This is a genomic window from Frankia sp. AgB1.9, from assembly GCF_016786355.1.
In the GTDB taxonomy this organism is placed as follows: domain Bacteria; phylum Actinomycetota; class Actinomycetes; order Frankiales; family Frankiaceae; genus Pseudofrankia.
In genome coordinates this window covers 19914-30533 of record NZ_JADWYX010000114.1, presented here as the reverse complement: position 1 = coordinate 30533, position 10620 = coordinate 19914, and the positions used below count along the sequence as shown (strand labels likewise).

The 10620-nt window shown below is 68.7% G+C and carries 5 protein-coding genes; 4 read left to right on the top strand and 1 reads right to left on the bottom strand.

All coding sequences use genetic code 11. The annotated features are described in order from the left end of the window. The first annotated feature begins 179 nt into the window (after positions 1-179). Together rpoB and I6A60_RS32685 are read left to right on the top strand one after the other, a co-directional pair. Positions 180-3602, top strand: coding sequence for a DNA-directed RNA polymerase subunit beta (gene rpoB, locus I6A60_RS32690; RefSeq protein ID WP_203025397.1), 3423 nt, complete (start codon positions 180-182; stop codon positions 3600-3602). Positions 3603-3698: 96 nt separating this feature from the next. Beyond that, positions 3699-7589: a DNA-directed RNA polymerase subunit beta' gene (locus I6A60_RS32685; protein WP_203025396.1), complete on the top strand. Its 3891-nt coding sequence runs from the start codon at positions 3699-3701 to the stop codon at positions 7587-7589. Positions 7590-7894: 305 nt separating this feature from the next. Here I6A60_RS32685 and mug read toward each other — a convergent pair whose 3' ends face one another. Continuing rightward, a complete protein-coding gene (mug, locus tag I6A60_RS32680; protein ID WP_203024656.1) occupies positions 7895-8566 on the bottom strand; it encodes a G/U mismatch-specific DNA glycosylase in 672 nt (223 codons plus the stop codon). 1208 nt (positions 8567-9774) lie between these two features. Between mug and rpsL the strand changes: the two genes are divergently transcribed. Next, on the top strand, positions 9775-10149 hold the full coding sequence (rpsL, locus tag I6A60_RS32675; protein ID WP_007514810.1) for a 30S ribosomal protein S12: 375 nt from the start codon (positions 9775-9777) through the stop codon (positions 10147-10149). After that, complete coding sequence (rpsG, locus tag I6A60_RS32670) at positions 10149-10619, top strand: 30S ribosomal protein S7 (protein ID WP_007514811.1); 471 nt, start codon at positions 10149-10151, stop codon at positions 10617-10619. The genes rpsL and rpsG overlap by 1 nt, the downstream gene beginning before the upstream one ends. Position 10620 lies beyond the last annotated feature (1 nt).

Here is a 10620-nt window from a genome sequence, read left to right as displayed (position 1 = left end):
GGGGGGGGGGGGGGGGGGGGGGCGGCGGGGGGGGGGGGGGGGGGGGGGGCCCCACCCCACCCCCCCGCCCCACCCCCCCGGCGGCGCGGGGTTAACCCGCGCCGAGACACTGATCACCTGACCACCCCGACGGCTCGTCGGCATCTCCCGCCCGATGCCAGGCCACCGGAAGGACCACCTTGGCCGCCTCGCGCTCCGCCTCCCGCATCTCGTTCGCCAAGATTGTCGAGCCACTTGAGGTCCCGGATCTACTCGCCCTGCAGACCCAGTCCTTCGACTGGCTGATCGGCAGCGATGCCTGGCAGGAGAGGGTCCAGGACTCCGTCGACGCCGGCCGCGACGATGTACCGCTGACTTCCGGCCTCGAGGAGGTCTTCGAGGAGATCTCTCCGATCGAGGACTTCTCGGGCTCCATGTCCCTTTCGTTCCGGGATCACCGGTTCGAGCCGCCCAAGTACTCCGTCGAGGAGTGCAAGGACAAGGACATGACGTTCTCGGCGCCGATGTTCGTCACCGCCGAGTTCACGAACAACACCACCGGTGAGATCAAGAGCCAGACCGTGTTCATGGGCGACTTCCCGCTCATGACCCCGAAGGGCACGTTCGTCATCAACGGCACCGAGCGAGTGGTCGTCAGCCAGCTCGTCCGGTCGCCCGGGGTGTACTTCGAGAAGTCTCTCGACAAGACCTCCGACAAGGACCTGTTCTCCTGCAAGGTGATCCCGTCTCGGGGCGCCTGGCTGGAGTTCGAGATCGACAAGCGTGACACCGTCGGCGTCCGCATCGACCGTAAGCGCCGCCAGTCCGTCACCGTGCTGCTCAAGGCGCTCGGCTGGGACGAGGCGCGCATCCTCGAGCGCTTCGGCGACTACCCGTCGATGCGGGTCACCCTGGAGAAGGACCACACCTCCGGCCAGGACGACGCGCTGCTGGACATCTACCGCAAGCTGCGGCCGGGTGAGCCGCCGACGCGCGAGTCCGCCCAGACGCTGCTGGAGAACCTCTTCTTCAACCCGAAGCGCTACGACCTGGCCAAGGTCGGTCGCTACAAGGTGAACAAGAAGCTGGAACTGCACGTCGAGGGCGCCACCGGCGTGCTCACCGAGGACGACATCGTCCGCACGATCGAGTACGTCGTGAAGCTGCACGAGGGCACCGACCAGGCGTACGAAGTGGACGACATCGACCACTTCGGCAACCGGCGGCTGCGCACGGTCGGCGAGCTGATCCAGAACCAGGTCCGGCTCGGCCTCGCCCGGATGGAACGTGTCGTCCGCGAGCGGATGACCACCCAGGACGTCGAGGCGATCACGCCGCAGACCTTGATCAACATCCGGCCGGTCGTCGCCTCCATCAAGGAGTTCTTCGGCACCAGCCAGCTGTCCCAGTTCATGGACCAGACCAACCCGCTGGCCGGCCTGACCCACAAGCGCCGCCTCTCGGCGCTCGGCCCCGGTGGTCTGTCCCGTGAGCGGGCCGGCATGGAGGTCCGGGACGTCCACCCGAGCCACTACGGCCGGATGTGCCCGATCGAGACGCCGGAAGGCCCGAACATCGGCCTCATCGGCTCGCTGTCGACGTTCGCGCGGGTCAACCCGTTCGGCTTCGTCGAGACCCCGTACCGCAAGGTTCAGGCCGGTCGGGTCACCGACCAGATCGACTACCTGACCGCGGACGAGGAGGACCGGCACGTCGTCGCCCAGGCGAACGCCCCGCTGACCTCGGACGGCTCCTTCGCCGAGGACCGGGTGCTCGTCCGACGCAAGGGCGGCGAGGTCGAGTTCATCCCGCCGGACGAGGTCGACTACATGGACGTCTCGCCGCGCCAGATGGTGTCGGTCGCGACCGCCATGATCCCGTTCCTTGAGCACGACGACGCGAACCGCGCGCTCATGGGCTCCAACATGCAGCGCCAGTCCGTGCCGCTGCTGCGCTCGGAGTCGCCGCTGGTCGGCACCGGCATGGAGGCCCGCGCGGCCAAGGACGCCGGCGACGTGGTCGTCTGCACGCAGGCCGGTGTGGTCGAGGACCTGTCCGCCGACTACATCACCGTCATGCACGACGACGGCACCCGGCGCACCTACCGGTTGGCCAAGTTCCGCCGCTCCAACCAGGGCACCTGCATCAACCAGAAGCCGATCGTCGACGAGGGTGCTCGCGTCGAGGCCGGCCAGGTGATCGCGGACGGCCCGTGCACCGACAACGGCGAGATGGCGCTCGGCAAGAACCTGCTGGTCGCCTTCATGCCGTGGGAGGGGCACAACTACGAGGACGCGATCATCCTCTCCCAGCGGCTGGTCCAGGACGACGTCCTCTCCTCGATCCACATCGAGGAGCACGAGGTCGACGCCCGGGACACCAAGCTGGGTCCGGAGGAGATCACCCGCGACATCCCGAACGTCGCCGAGGAGGTCCTCGCGGACCTCGACGAGCGCGGCATCATCCGGATCGGCGCCGAGGTGAACCCCGGCGACGTCCTGGTCGGCAAGGTCACGCCCAAGGGCGAGACCGAGCTGACCCCGGAGGAGCGGCTGCTGCGCGCGATCTTCGGCGAGAAGGCCCGGGAGGTCCGGGACACCTCGCTGAAGGTGCCGCACGGCGAGTCCGGCAAGGTCATCGGCGTCCGGGTGTTCTCCCGCGAGGACGGCGACGAGCTCCCGCCCGGCGTGAACGAGCTGGTCCGGGTCTACGTCGCCCAGAAGCGCAAGATCACCGACGGTGACAAGCTTGCCGGCCGTCACGGCAACAAGGGCGTCATCGCGAAGATCATGCCGCAGGAGGACATGCCGTTCCTCGAGGACGGCACCCCCGTCGACGTCGTGCTCAACCCGCACGGTGTGCCGCGACGCATGAACATCGGCCAGATCCTGGAGACCCACCTCGGGTGGGTCGCCAAGACCGGTTGGCAGGTGGACTCGGGTGACGAGGAGTGGAAGGAGCGGCTCCGCTCGATCGGGGTCGACGCCGCCGCACCCGGCACCAACGTCGCCACCCCGGTGTTCGACGGTGCCCGCGAGGAGGAGATCACCGGCCTGCTCGACGCCACCCTGCCCAACCGGGACGGCGTCCAGCTGATCGGGTCGTCCGGCAAGGCCAAGCTGTTCGACGGCCGCACCGGCGAGCAGTATCCGTACCCGGTCGCGGTCGGTTACATCTACATCCTCAAGCTGCTGCACCTCGTCGACGACAAGATCCACGCTCGCTCGACCGGCCCCTACTCGATGATCACCCAGCAGCCGCTGGGTGGTAAGGCGCAGTTCGGTGGCCAGCGGTTCGGCGAGATGGAGGTGTGGGCGCTGGAGGCGTATGGCGCCGCCTACGCCCTGCAGGAGCTACTGACGATCAAGTCCGACGACGTGCACGGTCGCGTCAAGGTCTACGAAGCGATCGTCAAGGGCGAGAACATCCCGGAGCCCGGTATTCCCGAGTCCTTCAAGGTGCTCATCAAGGAAATGCAGTCGCTGTGCCTGAACGTCGAGGTGCTCTCCAGCGACGGCGTCCAGATCGAGATGCGCGACACCGACGAGGATGTGTTCCGGGCGGCGGAGGAGCTTGGGATCGACCTGTCCCGGCGGGAGCCGAGCAGCGTCGAAGAGGTGTGAGCGGCCGACCGGCCCGCCCGTAACCCGCGGGCGGGCCGGTCCGGCCCACACACCGACTGAGCGTCCGACACGAGAAAGAGAGAGCAGGCGACAGTCTTGCTGGACGTCAACTTCTTCGACGAGCTGCGCATCGGCCTGGCCACCGCGGACGACATCCGCCAGTGGTCGCACGGCGAGGTCAAGAAGCCGGAGACCATCAACTACCGCACCCTGAAGCCGGAGAAGGACGGGCTCTTCTGCGAGAAGATCTTCGGTCCGACCCGGGACTGGGAGTGCTACTGCGGTAAGTACAAGCGGGTCCGGTTCAAGGGCATCATCTGTGAGCGCTGCGGCGTCGAGGTGACTCGCGCGAAGGTGCGCCGTGAGCGGATGGGCCACATCGAGCTGGCCGCGCCCGTCACGCACATCTGGTACTTCAAGGGTGTGCCGAGCCGGCTCGGCTACCTGCTGGACCTGGCGCCGAAGGACCTTGAGAAGGTCATCTACTTCGCCGCCTACATGATCACCAAGGTCGACGTCGACGGGCGTCACCGTGACCTGCCGACCCTCGAAGCCCGCATCGGCGTCGAGAAGCAGGGCATGGAGGACCGCAAGAACGCGGACGTCGAGGCCCGCCAGCGCAAGCTGGAGTCCGACCTCGCCCAGCTCGAGGCCGAGGGCGCCAAGGGCGACGCGCGCCGCAAGGTGCGCGAGTCGGCCGAGCGCGAGATGCGCCAGATCCGCGACCGCGCCCAGCGCAAGATCGACGATCTGGACCGCGTCTTCGACCGGTTCAAGAGCATGAAGGTCCAGGACCTGGAGCCGGACGAGCTGCTCTACCGCGAGCTGCGCGACCGGTTCGGCCAGTACTTCGAGGGCGGCATGGGCGCCGAGGCGCTCCAGCGCCGGCTCGCCGACTTCGACCTGGACGCCGAGGCCGAGTCGCTGCGGGAGACTATCCGCACCGGCAAGGGCCAGAAGAAGGCCCGTGCGCTCAAGCGGCTCAAGGTCGTCTCGGCTTTCCTGAGCACCCGCAACTCCCCGATGGGGATGGTGCTGGACTGCGTCCCGGTCATCCCGCCGGACCTGCGCCCGATGGTGCAGCTCGACGGTGGCCGCTTCGCCACGTCCGACCTGAACGACCTGTACCGGCGCGTCATCAACCGGAACAACCGGCTGAAGAGGCTGCTGGACCTCGGCGCGCCCGAGATCATCGTCAACAACGAGAAGCGGATGCTGCAGGAGGCCGTCGACGCGCTGTTCGACAACGGCCGCCGCGGTCGCCCGGTCACCGGTCCCGGTAACCGCCCGCTGAAGTCGCTGTCGGACATGCTCAAGGGCAAGCAGGGCCGGTTCCGCCAGAACCTGCTCGGCAAGCGCGTCGACTACTCGGGCCGTTCGGTCATCGTCGTCGGCCCGCAGCTCAAGCTGCACCAGTGCGGCCTGCCCAAGCAGATGGCGCTGGAGCTGTTCAAGCCGTTCGTCATGAAGCGGCTGGTCGACCTCAACCACGCGCAGAACATCAAGTCCGCCAAGCGGATGGTGGAGCGCGCGCGGCCGGTCGTCTGGGACGTGCTCGAAGAGGTCATCACCGAGCACCCCGTGCTGCTGAACCGGGCGCCGACCCTGCACCGTCTCGGCATCCAGGCGTTCGAGCCGCAGCTGGTCGAGGGCAAGGCCATCCAGATCCACCCGCTGGTCTGCACCGCGTTCAACGCGGACTTCGACGGCGACCAGATGGCGGTCCACCTGCCGCTGTCCGCCGAGGCGCAGGCCGAGGCCCGGATCCTGATGCTGTCCAGCAACAACATCCTCTCGCCCGCGTCCGGCCGTCCGCTGGCGATGCCGAGCCTCGACATGGTCACCGGGGTGTACCACCTGTCCCGGCTGGCCGAGGGCGGGCTCGGTGCGGGCCGGTCCTTCTCCAGCGTCGCCGAGACCCAGATGGCGTACGACGCGAAGGAAGTCGGGCTGCAGTCGCTGATCAAGGTCCGGCTGCGTGACCACACGCCGCCGACCGACTGGGAGGCGCCGGCGGACTGGATCCCGGGTGACCCGTTCACCCTGGAGACGACGTTCGGCCGCTGCCTGCTGAACGAGGCCCTCCCCGAGGGCTACCCGTTCATCAACGAGCTGCTGCACAAGCGCGACCAGGCCGCGATCGTCAACGACCTGGCCGAGCGGTACCCGAAGGCCCAGGTCGCCGCGACCCTGGACGCCCTCAAGAGCGCCGGCTTCTACTGGGCCACCCGGTCCGGTGTCACCGTCGCGATCGAGGACGTCATCGCGCCGCCGAACAAGGGCGAGATCCTCGCCAAGTTCGAGGACCTGGCCGAGAAGGTCCAGAAGCAGTTCGAGCGCGGCTTCCTGTCCGACGACGAGCGCCGCAGCGAGCTGGTCCAGATCTGGACCAACGCGACCAGCGAGGTCGCGAAGGCCATGGAGGAGAACTTCCCGCCGACCAACCCGGTCGCGATCCTGGTCAACTCCGGCGCGGCCGGAAACATGATGCAGATCCGGCAGCTCGCCGGCATGCGTGGCCTGGTCTCGAACCCGAAGGGCGAGATCATCCCGCGGCCGATCAAGGCGAACTTCCGCGAGGGCCTGTCCGTGCTGGAGTACTTCATCTCCACGCACGGTGCCCGTAAGGGCCTGGCCGACACCGCGCTGCGGACCGCCGACTCCGGCTACCTGACCCGCCGGCTCGTCGACGTCAGCCAGGACGTCATCGTTCGGGACGACGACTGCGGCACCGAGCGCGGCGTCTCCACCCGGATCGCGACCAAGGACGCCAGGACCGGCGTGCTCGTCCGCGACCGGTACGCGGAGACCTCCGCGTACGCGCGGACGCTGGCCCAGGACGCGGTCGACGGGACGGGCGAGGTCATCGTCCCGGCCGGCGCCGACCTCGGCGACGTGGTCATCGGCCAGCTGCTCGAGGCCGGGATCGAGACGGTCCGGGTCCGCTCGGCGCTGACCTGCGAGTCCCGCCGCGGCGTGTGCGCCCAGTGCTACGGCCGGTCGCTCGCGACCGGCAAGCTGGTCGACGTCGGCGAGGCGGTCGGCATCGTCGCCGCCCAGTCGATCGGTGAGCCGGGCACGCAGCTGACCATGCGTACCTTCCACGCGGGTGGCGTCGCCGGTGACGACATCACCCAGGGTCTGCCGCGTGTCGTCGAGCTCTTCGAGGCCCGTAGCCCCAAGGGCAAGGCGCCGATCAGCGAGGTCGTCGGCCGAGTCAAGATCGAGGAGACGGACAAGACCCTCAAGGTCGTCATCGTCCCCGACGACGGCTCGGAGGAGATGCCCTACCCGGTGCCGCGGCGCTCGCGCCTGCGGGTCGCCGAGGGCGAGCACATCGAGGTGGGCACCCAGCTCATCGACGGTGCGGTCGACCCGCACGAGGTGCTGCGCATCCTCGGGCCGCGACAGGTGCAGCTGCACCTCGTCGACCAGGTCCAGGAGGTGTACCGGTCGCAGGGTGTGTCGATCCACGACAAGCACATCGAGATCATCATCCGCCAGATGCTCAAGCGGGTGAACGTGCTGGAGTCGGGTGAGACGACGCTGCTGCCCGGCGAGCTGGTCGAGCGGGGCAGGTTCGAGGGCGAGAACCGTCGCGTCGTCGAGGCCAACGGCCAGCCGGCCTCGGCTCGTCCGGTGCTGATGGGTATCACCAAGGCGTCGCTGGCCACCGAGTCGTGGCTGTCGGCTGCCTCCTTCCAGGAGACCACCCGAGTCCTCACCGACGCGGCGATCAACGCCCGGTCGGACTCGTTGGTCGGCCTGAAGGAGAACGTCATCATCGGCAAGCTCATCCCGGCTGGTACCGGCATCACCCGGTACCGCAACATCCGGGTCGAGCCGACCGAGGAGGCGCGGGCCCAGATGTACACGGTCGGCGGCTTCGAGGACGGTGGCACGGTCGAGTACGGCGCCTTCGGCACCGGCAGCGGCCAGGCCGTCCCGCTCGATGAGTTCGACTTCGGCAGCCGCGACTACCGCTAGTCAACAGCCGTACCGCGAAACGGCGGGCGTCCCTTCGGGGGCGCCCGCCGTTTCGTTGAGGGGCTTGATCGCGAGTTTGGCCCTCCGGTGGTTGTGGGCGGGCCGGATTCACGACCGCCAGAGGGCTGAAACGGCGATCATCACGCGCGGGCTGGCCGGCTGCGGCGCCGGGGACCGCTCTCGCTGACAGGGGCAACGTGGGGTTCGGGGGTGTGCCGCCGCGGCCCGGGCGCCGAGTCATACGGGTGGCGGGGGACGGCGCTTGGTCCACGACCGCCAGGCACCAGTCGATGGGCTCCGAGGCCCTACGAGGCGTAGGCGGCCTCGTAGAGCTCGCGGTAGGCCTCGACCAGGGCTGGGAGGGAGTAGTGGGCGTTGAGGCCGCTGGGGTTCGGCAGCAGCCAGACGCCGACGGGCCCGAGGTGGTCGGGCTGGCGGCCGACCGTCGCCTTCTTCACGTCGAAGGCGGTCCGGTAAGCCCCGAGGCCGAGGAAGGCCAGCCAACCCGGCTGGTACCGGTCGACGGTGGTGGTCAGCCGGCCGACGCCGGCGCGGATCTCGTCGTCGGTGATCTCGTCCGCCCGGGCGGTGGCGCGGTTCACGATGTTGGTGATGCCGATGCCGCGGGCGAGCAGTTCGTCCGTCTCGGACGGGTGCAACTGGCGGTCGGTGAAGCCGGCCTGGTGCAGCGTCGCCCACAGCCGGTTCGCGGTGCCGCCGAAGTGGAAGCCGGTCGCGCCGGCCGCCAGCGACGGGTTGATCCCGCAGATCAGGACCTTCAGGCCGGGCCCGATCAGGTCCGGGACGGCGCGACCGTAGGCGGCCTGGAGCTCCGCGCGTGACGGCTTTCGCCGCGGGTCGGCGGCTGCCACCGAGGCCGCCAGGGTGCGGGGAGCTGAGGTGTACTCGCCCGCTCCTGGCCCACTACCAGGGCTTTCGCCGGGCTTGGCCGCCGTCGCGGGGCTCCTGGTCGCCATGAGCGCTCCCATCGTCATCAACCGGAATCGGCGACCTACTGTCAGCCCGGACTCGCCCCGGCCGGCCAGCTTGATCGCCGTTTTGGCCCTCCAGTGGTTGTACTCATGGACGATTCACGACCACGGGAGGGCGTAAGTAGCGATCAGGGCCGTATCGGCTGCCGTTCGGTTCGCGCCAACTTGGCGTTTTGCCTGCACTCAGCCTGCCAGAGCGGCACAATGGGCCCCGCAGGCCGGTATGTCAGTCACGCGGTAACACAACGCAACATGGGCGAGACGTGGGGCCGGTACAACGGTTCCAGCGCAACGGGACAGCTGGCCCCATAGCCAGCACACGACACGTCAACGGCGACGAACGACTGGGACGCGTCCTCGCGGGAGGCGGGACGCCTGAGCTCCGGTAGCGCCCGGCGGGCGGCCGACTGGCCGTGGGCGCAAAGGAGACCCGGTTCGACACTTGACGTGGGCGTGGAGTAATGTTGCGTCCTGTGGCCGGAGTCCGCGTGGCTCCGGCGTGTGTCCTGCGCCTCGACACGATTCGGTCGGCTGGCGCTGTGGCGAGTTGGGTAAGCCTGGTCGCTGTCCTTCAGACGGCTTCCGGCTAGCCCGTGATGCAAGTCGGGCAAGTCTGGCGCCTGTCCTCAGGACAGCGCCGGCAGGCTCGTGATGCTGACCCGGGGGGCGACCCCTGGACCCCGAAGGGCCCGAGCGGCTCGGGGGTGGGTTACAGCCGTCAGCGTGCGTCGCGGGTTAGCCTGTCGCTGTTACAGAGCGGTGTCAGGTAGACTTGTGGCGATGATCTAGGTCCGGGTGAGTCTGTCCGGATCGGATGAAGCAAGCCGCCGGAACGCGGGTGACCCTCTGGGTATCCCCGGGTGTACCAGCGGTGCGCGTGCGTCAGTCTGACCGCCGTCAGCGACTGTCGGTGCCCGTCTCATCCCGAGACCTGCCTCCAGGTGGGCCTTGTTGGTGGACGGGCGCTCGATGAGCCGGTAGGTGCGCTCCCTCTGGGACAGATCGGTCTAGGCCGGTAGGTGCTGGCGGGCGCGACACGCCCGACCGCGTGGGTCGGCGGAACACACGATGGGTCATCTGGGCGCTGACTTCGGTCAGCTCCGGAGCCCGCGATTTTCCCCGAGGGGCGACCCTCGGACCCCCGGACCACGGGGGACAACGGCACCACGAGAAGGACGAGAACGGGAGCGGCGTTGCCCACGATCCAGCAGCTGGTCCGGAAGGGCCGGCAGGACAAGGTCGAGAAGACCAAGACCCCGGCTCTCAAGGGGAGCCCGCAGCGCCGTGGCGTGTGCACTCGCGTCTACACGACCACGCCCAAGAAGCCGAACTCGGCGCTGCGCAAGGTCGCGCGTGTCCGGCTTTCCAGCGGGATCGAGGTCACGGCGTACATCCCGGGTGTGGGCCACAACCTCCAGGAGCACTCGATGGTCCTGGTGCGCGGCGGGCGAGTGAAGGACCTTCCGGGCGTTCGCTACAAGATCGTTCGCGGGGCACTGGACACGCAGGGTGTCCGTAACCGCAAGCAGGCTCGTAGCCGCTACGGAGCGAAGAAGGAGAAGGGCTAATGCCACGCAAGGGGCCCGCTCCCAAGCACGCTGTCGTCGTCGACCCGGTGTACGGGTCGCCGCTGGTGACCTCTCTGGTCAACAAGGTGCTGATGAGCGGCAAGAAGTCGATTGCCGAGCGGATCGTCTACGGCGCGCTCGAGGGCGCCCGGGAGAAGACCGGCAACGACCCCGTGGTCACGCTCAAGCGGGCGCTGGACAACGTCAAGCCGACGCTGGAGGTGCGTAGCCGCCGGGTCGGTGGCGCCACCTACCAGGTGCCGATCGAGGTCCGCGCCGGCCGCAGCACCACGCTGGCGCTGCGCTGGCTGGTCGCGTACTCGCGTGGCCGGCGGGAGAAGACGATGACCGAGCGGCTCATGAACGAGCTGATCGACGCGAGCAACGGCCTCGGCGCGAGCGTGAAGCGCCGGGAGGACACCCACAAGATGGCCGAGTCCAACAAGGCCTTCGCCCACTACCGCTGGTGAT